The organism is Kitasatospora sp. NPDC048239, from assembly GCF_043202015.1.
Taxonomy (GTDB): domain Bacteria; phylum Actinomycetota; class Actinomycetes; order Streptomycetales; family Streptomycetaceae; genus Kitasatospora.
This window is the reverse complement of record NZ_JBICZP010000003.1, coordinates 67,902-83,211: the sequence shown is the minus strand read 5'-3', so window position 1 is coordinate 83,211 and position 15,310 is coordinate 67,902. Positions and strand designations below refer to the sequence as shown.

The window sequence follows — 15,310 nt, the reverse complement described above, 5'->3', positions numbered from 1 at the left end:
CTGGACGACCTGCTGGACGACCGCCGGCCCTGCGGCGCGCGGGGCCGGTCGCCGGTGTGACGGGACCGGGCCCCGCGCCGCAGGGATCAGGGATCAGGGGGCCGGGGTTACTTCGGCTTGCGCGCGACGACGAAGAGGTTGTTGCCGCGCTCGGCCAGGCCGGGCTCGCCGAGCAGTCGCAGCTCGATGCCCTTGATCCGGTCGTACGCGGCCTCGTCGGACAGCGTCTGCTGCACGGTCGCGCTGGTGCCGTCGAGCTGGGTCTCCTGGAAGCCGGGGTACACGGCGACCGGGTAGCCGGTGACGAGGGACACCGGCAGGCCGACCTCGTTGAGCGTGCCGGTGAGCTCGGTGGGCGTGAACAGGTGCATGGCCGGCATGTCCGGGGTGAACCGGCCGCGGCGCTCGAACGCCGCGCTCTCCGCCTCGTCCAGGTTGCCGGTGAAGATGTTGAAGAAGACCGCGTGGTAGCGGTTGGGGACGACCAGGACGGCCTGGCCGCCCGGCTTCAGCGCGGCCGTGATCTGGCGCAGCACCGAGGGGACGTCGTCGACGAAGCCCAGCACGTTGTGGAAGCTGATCGCCAGGTCGAACTGCTCGTCCTCGACCTGTCCGCCCAGCTCGCCGAGGTCGCCCTGCAGCACCTGGAAGCGGTCCGCGTAGCCGTGCTGGACGGACTTGGCGGCGGCGTGCCGGGTCATGTCCGGGGAGAGGTCGAACAGCACGCCCGACATGTCCTTGCGGTGGCGCAGCAGCCGGTCGCTCCACCGCCCGGTGCCGCCGCCGGCGTCGAGCAGCTTGGCGCCCTCGGGGACGGACGGCAGGACGTAGCGCTCCAGGGCCTCCCAGAGCAGCTCGTCGGAGAGCCGCCAGTAGACCTGCTCGTCGGTGCGGTCGTACCCGTCGGCCTTCTTCCGGAAGTACTGGGTGACCTCGGCCTGGTAGTTCTGAGTCATGGCGTCTCCTCGACGTGGGTGTTCTGATGAAGGGTCAGGATCGTTGGGCGGGAGCTGGGATGAAGCGGGGCTCAGCGGACCGCCGGGTCCAGCAGGGTGAGTTCGGTGCCGTCGACGGCGACGTGCACGCCGTTGGGCAGGGTGAGGATCGGGTTGGTGTGGCCGAACTCGACGTCGGTCAGCACCGGGACGGCCAGGCCGGCCAGGCACTCCGCCACCGCCTCGGTGAAGGCCTCGACCTCGGTGGCGTCCCAGCCGAGCGGGCGGCCGAGGACGACCGCCGCCACGTCGTCCAGCAGGCCCGCGTTGCGCAGGTGCCACAGGTCGGCGTCGGCGGTCGCCGGGGAGTAGGGCGGTTCGGGGGTCTCGATGAAGAGGACCCGGCCCGCGGTGTCCGGCTGCCACGGGGTGCCGATCAGGTCGCGGACGGACGGCAGGCAGACCGCCAGGACGGGACCGCTCGCGGAGCCCGCGCCGGAGCCAGGGCCAGACCCGGAGCCGGAGCCCGAACCGGAGCCCGAGCCCGGCTGCAGCAGCCCGCGGGCCGGGGCCGGCGTCCGGTCGCGCGGCCGCTGCTCGCGCTCCCGCCGGGCGTAGTCCAGGTCGACGACCTGGTACGGGATCCGGGGGAGCGGACCGGCCGGCGCCGGCTCGCCCACGACCCGCAGGAAGTGCTCGGCGGTCTCCGGGTACGGCTCCGCCAGCTCCCCGAACTGCGGGATGAGCGCCGGGCCGTAGAAGGTGACCAGCCCCGTCGCGGTGTGCACGGCGCTCAGCAGCGAGGTGGCGTCCGAGTAGCCGCAGAAGACCTTGGGGTTGGCCGCGATCAGCGCCGTGTCGAGGCCGGAGAGCAGCTGCGCGGAGTGCAGCCCGCCGATGCTGTAGAGCACCGCGTGCACGGTCGGGTCGGCGAACGCCTGGTGCAGGTCGTCCAGCCGCTCCTGCACCGTGCCGGAGGTCCAGCCGCGCACCCCCTTGGCGTGGGGCATCATCCGGACGGTGAAGCCCATCCGCTCCAGGGCCTCGGTGCCGCGCCGCACCTCCTCCACCAGGAAGGCGGTGGCGGGGCAGGCCGGTGAGACCACCGCGATGGTGTCGCCGGGCCGCAGGGCCGGCGGCCGGACGGTTGCCGGGGATTCTGGCACGTCGACTCCTGGTGGGGGTAAGGGACTTGGGGGGAGTGGCCTGGTCAGGCCGGGGATCCGACCGGCGTCGGCAGGGCCTGCTCCGGAGCGGTGAGGTACCGCTCGGCGGACCGCACGACGAGGGCGAGGACGAGGCAGGTCGCACTGAGCCCGGCGATGAACCCGCTGCCGCCGCCGCTGCCGATCACGGCGCCCGCGGTCAGCGGGCCGAGGATGAACCCGGCCGAGATCGCCATGCTGTAGGCGGCGTTGAAGCGGCCGCGGGCCTCGGCCGGGGCGAGCGCGTTGACCAGGGTCGGCATCCCGGCCGCGAAGCAGGTCTCGCCCACGGCGAAGACGGCGAGGGCGGCGAGCAGGACGGCGAACCTGGCGGTGCCGCCGGCCACCGATCCGGCCGCCTGGATCGCGGCCCAGCTGACCGCCCAGAGGGCGGCCGCGGTCGCGACCAGCCGGGCGGGGCGCACCGCGCTCAGCTGCCGGTGCAGGAACACCTGCCCGAGCAGTACGCCGCCGGTGTTCACCGCGAACAGCACGGCCAGGGCGGCGGGGCCGATCCCGAGCCCCGAGGTGAGCCGGGCCGGGAGGCCGGACTCCAGCTGTGCGTAGCTGACGCAGAACAGCAGGCCGCCCAGCACCAGCAGCAGCAGGAACCTCGGCTGCCGCAGGACCACCGCGTAGGACGTCCCGTCGGCCTTGGCCGCGGGGCGCCCGCCCGCCGGACCGGCCGCGCGCTGCAGGGCCGGGCGGAGGAAGGCCGCCCCCACGAGCAGGCAGCTGAGCGCGTCCGCCAGATAGAGCCCCCGGAAGGCGAGGTGGCTCGAACCGGCCGCCACGGCGGCGCCCAGCAGGCCGCCGACCCCGAGCGAGACGTTGGCGCCGGTGAAGCTCAGGCTGAAGACCGCGGGGTGCTGCGCGCTGGGCGCCGACCCGGCGAGCATGGTGTTCCAGGCGGCCGATCCGCCGAGGCCCAGGCCGACCACCGCCGCGGCGGTGATGAAGTGCCACCCCTGGCCCGCGGCCGCGTACCCGGCCAGCCCGAGCGCCTGGACCGCCATGTACAGCGTGACGACGAACTCGGCGCCGTGCCGGTCGGTCAGCCGCCCGGCCAGCAGGCTGCCGAGCATGACGCCCACCGAGACGGTGGCCATCGCGGCGGTCGCCACCGTGAGCGGCAGCCCGTTCACCTGGTGCACGTAGACCACCAGGAACGGTGTCACGAGGCCCGCACCGAGGTTGTTGACCATGGTGAGCAGCAGCAGCCGTCTGCTGCGCGCGGGCAGGGCCTGAATGTCCTTGATCAGCAGCATGCGGGCCGCTCTCTCCTGTCGTGGGGCGTCGCCCGGGGGTGGGCTCGGACCGGCGGGGCCGCGAAACACGGCCTGGCGGGCTCAGACCCGCAGCCACACGTTCCGGGTGAGGCAGCGCACCGCGCCGTCGGCGGCGACCAGGATCTTCACCGGCTGCAGGTCGGTCTTGGCCCGCGCACCGTCGCTGCTCCCGGCGAACTCGACCGTCCGGGACTCGCCCGCGGCGAGCTCGACGGCCGTGGTCCGGGCGAGCGTGCAGTGCAGGAGCTGCTCGTTGACGACGGCCGCACCGAGCGCCACCGCGACCGGGCGGTCCGCCGGGGCGGTGACGGTGACCCGGACGGCGAACGGCTCGCCCCGGCGGACCTCCGGCGGGCTCTGCACCGCCACCTGCGCCGCGAACCGCGCCGCGCCGGCCTCGACCTCGCCGCAGCGCACGCACACCAGGCTGTGCAGCGGCAGGCCGACGCCCGCCCCGGTCCTGATGTCGTGTCGGACGAGGGCCTCGGCGCCGCACTGCGGGCAGTCGCCGAGACCGGGCCTGGTCCGGGCCAGCCACGGCCGGGGCCAGCCGTCGGTGGCGGAGTAGAAGGAGGTGGCGACCCACCGGGTCTCGTCCGCCAGCAGCCGCTCCTGGAGCCGGGACAGCCCCTCCAGCACCTCGGCGAACGCGCCGACCGCCTCCCGGGCGGCCCGCACGCCGGCCGCCTCGGCGCGGTTGCGCACGGCGGTGGCGGCCTGGTGCCGGAGGTTGTCGAGCTGTGCACGGTTGGGCTTGAGGCCCATGCCGTCCAGTGCGCAGAGCCGGTCCAGCCAGGGCAGGGCGCGCTGCGTCCAGGCGGTGTCGAGCCGGGGCGGGGCGGGGTGCAGACGCCCGGCGCCGCGCCCGGCCGCCGTGGTGAGCACCCAGCTGGAGGCGCCGTCGGGCCGGGTCACCGCGAGCGGGCCGTCCTCGTCGTCCGCGAGCAGGTCCGGCGCGGCCGCCAGCAGGGCGCCCGGGCCCTCGGCGACCTCAAGCGCCCCGTCCACCAGCGGGAGCGGCTCCCGGGCGGACTGCTCCGGGGCGACCGGGGCGGGGACGAGTCCGGCGTCGCCGAACAGGACGAGCTTGCCGACCCCCTCAGGGTCCGCGTCGATCGCGCCGTTGGTCTCGCGCAGCGCCGCGCCGAGCGTCAACCCGCTGCGGACCAGGGCCTGGAAGAGCGGCGCGGCGTACTCGGCACCGCCCCGGGTGCCGGCCGCGACCGCCACCGCGAGGGCGGACCCCTCCAGCATGTTCAGCGGCACCGAAACGTCGGTGCGGACGGACCCCCGGCCCGCGACGGCGGTCCGGCAGCTGTCCAGCACCACGAAGGCGGCCCGGACCTGGGACGCCCGCAGGTGCTTCTCCATCGGGACGTCCGCGCGCCAGCAGCCCTCGCCCTGCTGGCAGGCCGTCACGTGCTCCGACCATTCGGCACCGATCCGCGGGAGCACGGCCAGCAGCGGCTGCTCCTCGGAACGGCCGCAGATGCCACCGCCGTTGAGGTGCATCACGCAGTCCCGGGCGTGCCCGCGGCCGGCCAGGACGGCGACCCCCTCGCCGATGACGCTGCGCAGCCGGCGCGGCGAGGCGTCCGGGCCGAAGAGCCGCCCGGGCGCGGACTCCTGCGGGGAGAGCGCGTCGACGAACACGTCGCCCAGCGCGGCCGCCGCGGGGCCGTTGAGCAGGGTGCGGACGGCGAGGGCGCTCGCGGCGCCCGTGCTGCGGGCCGTGAAGAAGCCGAGCTGAGCGTCGACCGGGACGGCCGCGAGCTCCTCCGGGCCGATGACGGACGGCCCGGCGACGACGGTGACGGGGGTGCTCCGGGCGAGCTCCACCGCCTCGGCGAAGGCGCCGTCGAGCAGCGGCCGGCCGGTGGCACCGGCGAGCACCCGGCCGACCGCCGCGTACTGCGGGTCGCAGACGAACACCGCGCCCTGCCAGGAGGGCCCGGCCGGGCCGGGGGCGTCCTCGGCCGCGGTGGGGAGCGAGCCGCACGAGGCGGTGAAGCGCTCCCAGGCGTCGGCGAGGACGGGGAGCGGCGAGGCCGTCCCCTCGACTCCCGAGGCGTACTCGGCGTACTGGGCGGCGTCGGCCACCGCTACGACGGTCCGGCCCGCGAGGGAGAGTCGGTCCGGGGTGCTGAGTGCCATGATCGCTTTCTCTATCTGCCGTGAGGTCCCGCGCTGCCAGCAGTCGTCGGGGTCGGGTGGGTCGGGTCGGTCGCCGTGCGGGCGGCGCCCGGAGCGGCCGTTACGGGGCGGTGGTGACGCCGTTCAGCCGGGGGGCGAGCTGGAGGTCGCGGATGTCCTTGTGCCCGAGCACCCACATCAGCCAGCGCTCCACCCCGAGGCCGAAGCCGGAGGTGTGCAGCGGCCGCTCCTGCTTCATCCGCACGTACCACTCGTAGTCGGCCTCCTCGACCTCGTGGTGCGCCAGCGCGGCCCGGGTCTCGGCGCCGTCCAGGTGGCGCTCGCCGCAGCCGACGATCTCGCCGAGCCCGAAGAGCAGGTCCGCGTTGCGGGCGGTGCGCCGGCCCTCGTCGCCGTACGCCTGGTAGAAGGGCACCGACAGGTGGTCGTAGTGCGTGACCCAGAGCACCGGGCTGACCTCTTCGAGCAGCCGCTGCTCGCCGCGCCGGGTGAGCGTGCGCCAGTCGCCGTGGTCGGTGACCGAGTACGGGTCGTCGCCCAGGTGGGCCACCGCCTCGTCGAAGGTCATCCGGGGGAAGGCGTCCAGGGCGAGCATCTGCTCGATGTGCGCGACGCTGCCGGCCACCGAGAGGACCGCGTCGCGGTGCCGGTCGAGGACGCCGGCGGCCAGGTGGCGCATGTAGGCCTCGACGACCTCCATGCACGCGTCGAGGTCTCCGGGGAGCTCCGCCTCGCTGTGGAAGAACTGGTTGAGGTGGGTCTCGTCGCAGTCCTCGCCGCGGAAGCTGGGCATCAGGTACCAGGCGCCCGAGGGGCTGAGCCGGCAGCCGTACTCCAGCATGAACTGCATCGAGTCGGCGAGGTAGGTGGGCTGGCCGAACAGGTCGATCAGGACCGGCAGCGAGTCGCTGCCGCGGCCCATCGGGCTGGAGATGGTGCCGGTAGTGATCGGCAGGTGGAGCGACTTGACGCCGCGTTCGGCCCAGAAGCCGCTGGTGGCGGTGGTGACCAGGTCCTGGAGGTCCACCAGGGTGCGGTACATCGGGTCGTCGAGGATGTCGAGGAACCGGTCCGGGGAGGGGCGCCAGCCGCCGTGCGAGAAATCGGTCTTCATGGTCTTGGTGACTTTCTGGTCGTCCGAGGTCGTCCGAGGATTCGGTAGCTCTGTGCATGGCCCGGGTCGCGTTCGACGCGAACGGGGGCAACCGCCGGCGCGGTCGAGAGACTTCCGGAAAGGGGTCGGAGGGGAATTCCGGGCTGCGACGCCCTTTCGTTCGGCGGTCCGACTGCCTGGACCGATATTTGCACGCGGCCGGGGGCGTGTCACCGGATTCCGCTGGCACCAAGGTGCATGGGCAGCTTCACGCCCGGGGGCCGCCGGGGGTGGCTCTGACTGCCGGAAAGACCGTTCTGAGCTGGGTGTTTGCACCTTCCGGCCCGGTCCTGCCCGGCTTCGGGGCGCCCGGTGGGCCACCGTCGCGGGAACGGCGTGCTTTTCCGGCGGTAGGGTCTTGCCTCATCGGGACACCGGCGGGGTAGGCTGCCGCCCCGGGCATTCGGAGACCCGCCGGGACAACCGTTCGGGCGCTGCCCGCCGATTCCCGGTCATTGGCCCCGGGTGAATCGGACCGGATGGTCCATATTCCTTTCCCGGATTCCCCCCGGTCATCGTGCGGTGCACTCCCGGGAGAATTTCCGGCATTTCTACCCCCCCCTGTAACTTCCTCCTCGGAAGGAGGCTGCCGCCTTGCTGGCGTCGGCACCCGTACCCCCGCTCGGATCCTCGGAGCTGCTGGTCTTCCTGCTGCAGGCCGGCGTCCTCCTCGGGGCCGCGCACCTGCTCGGGCGGCTGGCGGTCAGGTGCGCCCTGCCCTCGCTCGTGGGCGAGCTGTGCGCGGGCGTCCTGCTCGGGCCGTCCCTGCTCCAGCAGGTGCTTCCGGCGGTGTCGCAGTGGCTCTTCCCGCACCGGGCGGAGCAGTTGCACCTGCTGGACGCGGTCGGTCAGCTCGGCGTACTGCTGCTGGTCGGCCTCACCGGTCTGGAGCTCGATCTGGGCCTGGCCCGCCGCAAGGGGCCGACCGCGGCCAGGGTCAGCGCATGGGGGCTGCTCGTCCCGTTCGCCCTCGGCGTCGTGACGGCGTTCCGGCTCCCCGCGGCGCTGACCCGGAGCGACGCGCAGCCGACGGTGTTCGCCCTGTTCCTCGGTGTGGCCATGTGCGTCACGGCCATCCCGGTGATCGCCAAGACGCTCATGGACATGGACCTGCTGCACCGCGACGTCGGCCAGCTGACGCTCATGGCGGGCCTGGTCGACGACGTCTTCGGCTGGACGATGCTCTCGCTGATCTCGGCGATGGCGGGTGCCGGGCTCACCGGCGCGGCCGTCACGGGCGCGGTCCTCTCGCTCGCCGTCCTGGTGGGCGGTGCGCTGCTGCTCGGCCGGGTCCTGATCCGGCCGCTGTTCCGCCGGCTCGACCGCTCCGGCGATCGGAAGGCCACCGCGGGCGCCTTCGTGACCCTCGTCCTGCTGGGCGCGGCCGGCTCCCAGTCGATGCACCTGGAGGCGGTGTTCGGAGCCTTCGTCTGCGGGGTGCTGGTCAACGCCTACGGCAGGCCGGACCCGGACCGGCTGGCACCGCTGCGCAGTGTGACGACCTCCGTGCTCGCCCCGCTCTTCTTCGCCACCGCCGGCCTGCGGATGGACCTCACGGCGCTCGGCGGTCCGGTGGTCCTCGCCGGTGCGCTGGCCGTCCTGGGCGTCGCCGTCCTCGGCAAGTTCGCGGGCGCCTACGTCGGGGCGCGCAGCAGCGGGCTGGCGCCCTGGGAGGGGATCGCGCTGGGGGCCGGCATGAACGCGCGCGGCGTAGTCGAGGTGGTCATCGCGATGGTCGGCCTGCGGCTGGGCATTCTGAGCACCCCGATGTACACCGTGATCCTGCTGGTCGCGGTGGCCACCTCGGTGATGGCGCCGCCGCTGCTGCGCCGGGCGATGGCCCGGCTGCCGGAGACCGCGGAGGAGGCCGCCCGGTACGCCCGGCAGACCGCCGCGGGCTCCGGACCCGCCGCACCCGCCGCACCCGCCGGACCTCCAGCCGCACCCGCCGCCGCGCCCGTCGGGTCGGGCGGCTGACCCCCCGCTTTCCCGTTCGGACGGCCCGGTGCCGTCCGCCGTCTCCCGGAGCACGAACATGAGCATCGCCGTGGAAGAAGAGTTCGACGTCATCGTGGTCGGCGGTGGGCCCGGCGGGTCCACGGTGGCCACCCTGGTCGCCATGCAGGGCAACCGGGTCCTGCTGCTGGAGAAGGAGGAGTTCCCGCGCTACCAGATCGGCGAGTCGCTGCTGCCCTCGACGGTCCACGGCATCTGCCGACTGCTGGGCGTGTCCGAGGAGTTGGAGAAGGCCTCGTTCATGCCCAAGCGCGGCGGCACCTTCCGTTGGGGCAGCAACCCGGAGCCGTGGTCGTTCTCCTTCGGGGTCTCCTCGAAGTTCCCGGGGCCGACCTCGAAGGCCTACCAGGTCGAGCGGATGAAGTTCGACCAGATCCTGCTGGACAACGCCCGCCGCAAGGGGGTCGAGGTCCGCGAGCGGTGCTCGGTGGTCGACGTCCTGGAGCGGGACGGCCGGGTCTGCGGGGTGCGCTTCGACGACGCCGACGGGGTGCGGCGGGAGGCCGGTGCCCGCTTCGTGGTGGACGCCTCGGGCAACCGCAGCCGGATCCACTCCAAGGTCGGCGGCCGACGGGTCTACTCGGAGCACTTCAAGAACATCGCCCTCTTCGGCTACTTCGAGGGCGGCAAGCGGCTACCCGCGCCGAACAGCGGGAACATCCTGAGCGTGGCCTTCGACTCCGGGTGGTTCTGGTACATCCCGCTGACGGACCAACTGACCAGCGTGGGAGCCGTGTTGCGGCGGGAGTCGCTGGACCGGGTGCAGGGCGACCGGGAGAAGGCGCTGGCCGCCCTGATCGCCGAGTGCCCGCTCATCGCGGAGCACCTGGCCGACGCCCGCCGGGTGGAGAGCGGCCCCTACGGGGAGATCCGGGTCCGCAAGGACTACTCGTACAGCCACGAGCGGTTCTGGCGCCCGGGCCTGGTGCTGGTGGGCGACGCCGCCTGCTTCATCGACCCGGTGTTCTCCTCGGGGGTGCACCTCGCCACGTACAGCGCCCTGTTGGCGGCCCGGTCCATCAACACGGTGCTGCGGGAGGAGGTCGACGAGACCCGCTGCTTCGAGGAGTACGAGGCGCGCTACCGCAAGGAGTTCGGGCACTTCCACGACTTCGTGCTGTCCTTCTACGACATGCACCAGGACGAGGACTCGTACTTCTGGTCGGCCCGGGAGATCACCGCCAGCGGCGGCCCCGAGCTGGAGGCCTTCGTCGAACTGGTCGGCGGCGGCGCCTGGGACGAGCGGGCGCTGCTGGACTCCTCCGTCATCCAGTCGGTGCTGGAGGAGGGGGCCAGGCTTCAGGTCCAGGCGGCCATCGGGGAGAGCATCGACGACGAGCCGATCCGCCCGGGCGGGCTGGTCCCCTCGCCCGACGGCCTGGGCTGGGCCCACCCGGTCGGCTGAGCCGGTGCCGTGCACCAGGGGGCGGCGGGGCGGGCCGGTGTCACAGCCAGCCCTTCTCCGCCGCGCGCAGCCCGGCCTCGAACCTGCTGCTCGCACCGAGCCGGCTCATCAGGTCGGACATCAGGCGCCGGACGCTGCGCAGCGACAGTCCGAGCCGCTTGCTCGCGGCCTCGTCGGTGATGCCGGTGGCGAGCAGGTTGAGCAGGGCCTGCTCCTGCGGGGTGAGGCTGCGGTCGTCGCGCTCCTCGGGAACCCCGAAGGGGGTCGCCGCCTCCCAGAGGCTCTCGAAGAGGCCGGTCAGACCGGTGAGGATGCTCTTCTCCTGCACCACCAGGGCGCCCGCGGCGCTGTTCTCCGGATCGATCGGGAGGACGCCGAAGGCCCGGTCGATGACGATCATGTGCAGCGGCAGCGTGGGCGCGGTGCGGACCGCGCCGCCGATGCTGGTCAGCCAGGCCGCGTACCGGCGGGTCGTCGGGTCGTTGCGGATGCTGTCCAGGTAGACGGTCTGCATCTTGATGCCGCGGTCCAGCAGGTCGCTGTCCAGGTCGCGGCTGGCCTCCAGGCCGGCCGGGTCGAGCGGTGTGAACGGGATGATGCTGAGCACCTCGCGCTGGATGTTGTGCGAGAGCTCCTCGATCCGCTCCCGCACCTCCACCAGGTCGGTGAGGCGCTCGATGCTCACCGAGTTCATCGCGCTGCGGTGCTCGGAGAACTCGTCGATCAGCCGGGCGGCGGCCGAGCGCCCCTGGGTGACGGCCCGCTGCTGTTCGAGCAGTTGCGACTCCCGCTCGGAGAGCAGGGCCGACAGCCCGACCCGGGGGCTGACCGCGAACACCGATTCGGAGTTCAGCCGGGACGGGCGGACCAGGGCCAGGTCGGCCAGCTCGTCCAGGCTCTTCCGTACCCGCTGTTCGTCGTGTGCGAGATGGACGGCCAGCTCCTGAACCCCCCAACGGGGGTGGAGAAGCATTGTGCGATAGACCGACTCGGCGTGGGAGCTCAGGCCCAGACATTCCAGCATGACTACTCAGGCATTCCAGGAAATGGCGCGGATAACGGCGAAATGCATTCCGCGGCACGGTTCGACGGGTGAATCATGGTGAGCCGATCATCGGGTGGGTCGGTCGGTCAGGAGGCGCTCAGTCGAATTCGGGCGACGACCTCGCGGCGATTGGGACACCACTGGTTCGACGACCTGCCGAGCCATGGTACCCGAACCCGGTTCGCCCCCCCTTATCGTCACGCGCAGTGACATTCAGTCGAGGAAGGTTCCTTTGTGTACGTGATCATTGTGGGGATCGGCTCTTCCGCCGCCGAGCCGACGGTCCTTAACGCGGACTCGATCGCGGCCGTACTGATGGCGGGCCGGACGGCGGCGGATCCGCTTCAGCACGTCCGGGCCCGGGCCGCCCCGGCCGGCGTCGACCTGGCCCTGTTCATCAGGGCCGACTCCCGGGCGCAGGCCGAGTTCCATGCGCTGAGTGAGGTGCACGGGCTGGTCGCCGCCCTCCCCGGCACCACCGCCCGGCACCCGTCCGGAGCGGCCGCCGCGCCCGCCTGACCCCCGTCGTCCGGCCGGTCGGGCACCAAGGTGCCAGTGCTGCAAACTGCCAGGCCGGATGGCTGACAGGAACTCCGACAGCCTGCATGATTTCTCCAGACGCCCGGCGGATTCAAGTCCGGAGCGCATCACCGAACGAAATGCGAAGCGCCTTCGGCGTGCGTATTCAGAACCCTTTCGGGCCGTTTCAGAGAATCTTCAGGAGAACTCCCATGTCCAAGCTCGTCCGTATTGTCGCCATCGCCGTCGCCGCCCTTTCGCTGGCCGGCCCGGCCGCCGCCGCGAACGCCGCCCCGGCCGAGACCGCGGCGACCGACACCGCCAACACCGTCGTCGTCCTGGACAGCCTCTACTGGGGCTGAAACCCGGGCAGTACTCGGATACCCGTTTCCTGAGTGGAGATTAAATTGGCCACGAGGTCAGACTCGAAGCGGGCTGCGGCCACGCTGGTCCAGCTCTTCGAGCACAGCGCCGAGCAGTTCGCCGACCGCCCCGCGGTCAGCGACGACACCGCGTCGCTCAGCTACGCCGGGCTCGCCGGGCGGTCGGACGCGATCGCGGCCGTGCTGCGCGAGCGCGGGGTGGGCACCGACGACCGTGTCGGCCTGTACCTCGCCCGCGGGGTGGACGTCGTCGCCGCCATCCTCGGCATCCTCAAGGCCGGCGCGGCCTACGTCGCCGTCGACACCCGCTACCCGGACGCCCGGCGCGACCTGATGCTCACCGCCTCCGGCGCCAAGGTGGTCCTCAGCCACGGCGCGCTGGCGCAGCGGCTCGCGCACCTCGGCGTGGACGTGCTCGACGTGGACGCGCTCGGTGCGGACGTGCCCGGTGTCGACGTACCGGGCCCGGACGGGGCCGAGGGGGCCGTGCGGCCGGCGACGGTCGGCGCCTCGGACGCCGCGAGCGTGCTCTTCACCTCCGGGTCCTCCGGCACGCCGAAGGCGATCGTCCTGGAGCACCGGAACATCGTCTCCTTCGCCTGCAACCCGAGCCTGCCCGCACTGGTGCCCGAGGACCGGGTCGGCCAGATCTCCAGCCTCTCCTTCGACGCCTTCCACTTCGAGATGTGGAGCACGCTCGCGTCCGGTGCCGAGATCGTGGTGCTGCCGCCCGTACCGGACCTGCTCGCGGCCGACTTCCAGCGGGAGATGAAGCGGCGCCGGATCTCCGCGATGCTGGTGCCGACGATGGTCGTCAACCACGTGGTGCGCGAGGACCGGGACGCGTTCGCGTCGCTGCGCATCCTGCAGGCCGGCGGCGACGTGCTGCTGCCCTCCGCCTGCCGGGACCTCCTCGCCGGCCGGTTCCGGGGCGAGCTCCACAACCTCTACGGGCCGGCCGAGATCACCACCGCCTGCACCGCGCACCGGGTCACCGCGGCGGACGCCGAGGCGGACTCCGTGCCCATCGGCCGCCCGCTGTCCGGGGTCACCGTGCTGGTGCTCGGCGCCGACGGCACCCCGGTGGCGCCGGGGGAGACCGGCGAGATGTACGTCGGCGGCCCGGGCCTCGCCCGCGGCTACCTGGAGCGCCCCGACCTCACCGCCGAGCGGTTCGTCGCCAACCCCACCCCGGAGGGGCCGGAGCGGCTCTACCGCACCGGCGACCTCGCGCGGCCGCGCGCGGACGGCGTGCTGGAGTTCGTGGGCCGCGCCGACAACCAGGTCAAGATCCGCGGCTACCGGGTCGAGCCCGGCGAGGTGGAGCGCGGCCTGCGGCGGCACGAGGGGGTGCACGAGGTCGTGGTGCTGCCCGCCGGGCAGGGCGACGACCGCCGGCTGGTCGCCTTCGTCGTCCTCGACGACCCCCGCGCGCTCCGGTCGCTGCGCGCCTACGCCGAGGCCGAGCTGCCGGACTTCATGGTCCCCAGCGGCTTCGTCGCGCTGGCCGAGATCCCGGCGAACGAGCACGGCAAGCGGGATCTGGAGGCGCTGCACGAGCTACTCGACCAGCACCACCGGCGCCAGGAGTCCTACCTGGCCCCCGACTCGGAGACCGAGCGATACCTGGCCGAGCTGTGGGGCGGGCTGCTCGCCGTGGAGGACATCGGCCGCGACGACGACTTCTTCGCGCTGGGCGGCCACTCGATCCTCGCGTTCCGCATGCAGACCCGGATCCGCCGGGACCGCGGCGTCCGGCTGGACTTCTTCACGATCATGCGGAGCCCGGTCCTCAGGGATCTCGCCGCCGCGATCGACTCCGCGACGGACTCAACGACCGACCCCGCGACCGACTCCGCGACCCAGGACGGCGACCAGTGACCGGGCCGACGACCACCGCCACGGCTACCACCGCCACGACGGCCGACTCCACGACGGCCGACTCCACGACGGCCGACGCCACCACGGACGCCGAGCTGGCCGGTGTCGACCTGACCGACGTCGACCTCTTCCTGCGCGGCGAGCACCACGAGGTGTTCTCCAGGCTGCGCCGGAACCGGCCGATCCACTGGAACGAGGGCGCCGACGGCAACCGCTTCTGGGCCCTCACCAGCTACGACGACGTGCTCTGGGCCTACGGCAACCACGCCGCCTTCGGCTCCGCCCGCGGTGCCGTGCTCGGCGGGTCGTTCCGCAGCGAGGAGGACTCGGCCGGCGGCCGGATGCTGGTGGCCGCCGACCTGCCCCGCCACCGGATGCTGAAGCAGCGGATCCACCCGGCGATGTCCAGCGCGGTCGTCGACCGGGTCGCGGTCCAGGTCCGGCTGCTGGTCGACCGGGCGCTGGAGCGCGCCCGCAGCGCCGGCGGCTGCGACTTCGCGGAGGAGGTGGCGACCGAACTGCCCGCCGGCGCGCTCATGGTGGTGATGGGCATCGGCCACCGGGAGGCGCACGAGCTGATCGGCCTCACCCGCCGGATGATCGGGTTCCGCGACGAGGTGTTCGTCGACACCGGGGGCGACGAGCGGCTGCGGCTGGCCTGGGTCCAGGCGGAGATCTTCGAGTTCTTCGCGGACCTGGTCGCACGGCGCCGCCGGTCGCCGGGCGACGACCTGGTCAGCCTGCTGCTGCGGGCCGAGATCAACGGGCGCCCGTTCACCGAGGAGGAGATCTTCTACAACTGCATGAACGTGGCGGTCGGCGGCAACGAGACGTCCTCGTACACCGCCTGCACCGGCCTGATGGCCCTGATGGACCACCCCGAGCAGTACCGGCGGCTGGTCGAGCACCCCGGACTGCTCGGCGGCGCGGTAGAGGAGATCCTCCGCTGGAGCTCGACCAACGCGTACGTCCAGCGGGTCGCCAAGCGCGACGTCGAGCGCGGCGGTGTGGAGATCAGGGAGGGCGACTCCGTCACCCTGTGGAACGTCTCGGCCAACCGCGACGAGGCGCAGTTCGAGAACGCCGGGCTGTTCGACATCGAGCGCCGGCCCAACCGGCACCTGACCTACGGCGCGGGCATTCACCGCTGTATCGGTGCGCCGATCGCCCAGTCCGAGCTGTCGCTGCTCTTCGAGCGGATCACCGCCTCGGGGCTGCGGTTCAGGCCCGCCGGCGAGCCCCGGCGGCTGCGGTCCAACTTCATCCTCGGCATCACCCGCCTCCCGCTCGACATCGCCTAGAGCGTCCAACCCGCCGTAGACGGC

12 protein-coding genes are annotated in these 15,310 nt (G+C 72.9%); 6 read left to right on the top strand and 6 right to left on the bottom strand.

Going from position 1 to position 15,310, the window contains the following annotated elements; all coding sequences use genetic code 11:
* Positions 1–107: 107 nt before the first annotated feature.
* From ACGFZP_RS08130 to ACGFZP_RS08110, 5 genes are all read right to left on the bottom strand, one after another.
* Positions 108–956 carry a class I SAM-dependent methyltransferase gene (locus ACGFZP_RS08130; protein ID WP_392929826.1) on the bottom strand — a complete coding sequence of 283 codons (849 nt, stop codon included), beginning with the start codon at positions 954–956 and terminating at the stop codon, positions 108–110.
* 71 nt (positions 957–1,027) lie between these two features.
* Entirely contained in the window at positions 1,028–2,101 is a 1,074-nt protein-coding gene (locus tag ACGFZP_RS08125) for an LD-carboxypeptidase (RefSeq protein WP_392929824.1), read from the bottom strand.
* Between the two features lie 44 nt (positions 2,102–2,145).
* The gene (locus ACGFZP_RS08120) at positions 2,146–3,408 is read right to left on the bottom strand and encodes an MFS transporter (RefSeq protein ID WP_392929822.1); all 1,263 of its coding nucleotides are present in this window, start codon (positions 3,406–3,408) and stop codon (positions 2,146–2,148) included.
* Between the two features lie 81 nt (positions 3,409–3,489).
* Positions 3,490–5,583: a hypothetical protein gene (locus tag ACGFZP_RS08115; protein ID WP_392929819.1), complete on the bottom strand. Its 2,094-nt coding sequence runs from the start codon at positions 5,581–5,583 to the stop codon at positions 3,490–3,492.
* A gap of 100 nt (positions 5,584–5,683) precedes the next feature.
* On the bottom strand, positions 5,684–6,697 hold the full coding sequence (locus ACGFZP_RS08110) for an amino acid--tRNA ligase-related protein (protein WP_392929817.1): 1,014 nt from the start codon (positions 6,695–6,697) through the stop codon (positions 5,684–5,686).
* Positions 6,698–7,330: 633 nt separating this feature from the next.
* Here ACGFZP_RS08110 and ACGFZP_RS08105 point away from each other — a divergent pair.
* Positions 7,331–8,713, top strand: a complete 1,383-nt coding sequence (locus tag ACGFZP_RS08105; RefSeq protein WP_392929814.1) for a cation:proton antiporter — start codon at positions 7,331–7,333, stop codon at positions 8,711–8,713.
* Positions 8,714–8,771: 58 nt separating this feature from the next.
* Entirely contained in the window at positions 8,772–10,157 is a 1,386-nt protein-coding gene (locus ACGFZP_RS08100) for a tryptophan 7-halogenase (protein WP_392929812.1), read from the top strand.
* Between the two features lie 40 nt (positions 10,158–10,197).
* On the opposite strand, the gene ACGFZP_RS08095 is transcribed toward ACGFZP_RS08100, so the two are convergent.
* Positions 10,198–11,130, bottom strand: a complete 933-nt coding sequence (locus tag ACGFZP_RS08095; protein WP_392929809.1) for a LuxR C-terminal-related transcriptional regulator — start codon at positions 11,128–11,130, stop codon at positions 10,198–10,200.
* Between the two features lie 306 nt (positions 11,131–11,436).
* Here ACGFZP_RS08095 and ACGFZP_RS08090 point away from each other — a divergent pair, with 306 nt between their 5' ends.
* The 4 genes from ACGFZP_RS08090 (at position 11,437) to ACGFZP_RS08075 (ending at position 15,286) form a co-directional block, all read left to right on the top strand.
* Entirely contained in the window at positions 11,437–11,721 is a 285-nt protein-coding gene (locus tag ACGFZP_RS08090) for a hypothetical protein (protein ID WP_392929807.1), read from the top strand.
* Between the two features lie 212 nt (positions 11,722–11,933).
* Positions 11,934–12,083, top strand: coding sequence for a hypothetical protein (locus ACGFZP_RS08085; RefSeq protein ID WP_392929804.1), 150 nt, complete (start codon positions 11,934–11,936; stop codon positions 12,081–12,083).
* A 45-nt stretch (positions 12,084–12,128) separates the two neighbouring features.
* Entirely contained in the window at positions 12,129–13,985 is a 1,857-nt protein-coding gene (locus ACGFZP_RS08080; RefSeq protein ID WP_392929802.1) for an amino acid adenylation domain-containing protein, read from the top strand.
* Complete coding sequence (locus ACGFZP_RS08075; RefSeq protein WP_392929800.1) at positions 13,982–15,286, top strand: cytochrome P450; 1,305 nt, start codon at positions 13,982–13,984, stop codon at positions 15,284–15,286. The genes ACGFZP_RS08080 and ACGFZP_RS08075 overlap by 4 nt, the downstream gene beginning before the upstream one ends.
* Positions 15,287–15,310 lie beyond the last annotated feature (24 nt).

Bases quoted from the DNA above. Each gene is read 5' to 3' on its own strand.
- ACGFZP_RS08130 (WP_392929826.1), bottom strand. From the start codon at position 956: ATGACTCAGAACTACCAGGCCGAGGTCACCCAGTACTTCCGGAAGAAG.
- ACGFZP_RS08120 (WP_392929822.1), bottom strand. From the start codon at position 3,408: ATGCTGCTGATCAAGGACATTCAGGCCCTGCCCGCGCGCAGCAGACGG.
- ACGFZP_RS08115 (WP_392929819.1), bottom strand. From the start codon at position 5,583: ATGGCACTCAGCACCCCGGACCGACTCTCCCTCGCGGGCCGGACCGTC.
- ACGFZP_RS08110 (WP_392929817.1), bottom strand. From the start codon at position 6,697: ATGAAGACCGATTTCTCGCACGGCGGCTGGCGCCCCTCCCCGGACCGG.
- ACGFZP_RS08100 (WP_392929812.1), top strand. From the start codon at position 8,772: ATGAGCATCGCCGTGGAAGAAGAGTTCGACGTCATCGTGGTCGGCGGT.
- ACGFZP_RS08095 (WP_392929809.1), bottom strand. From the start codon at position 11,130: ATGCTTCTCCACCCCCGTTGGGGGGTTCAGGAGCTGGCCGTCCATCTC.
- ACGFZP_RS08085 (WP_392929804.1), top strand. From the start codon at position 11,934: ATGTCCAAGCTCGTCCGTATTGTCGCCATCGCCGTCGCCGCCCTTTCG.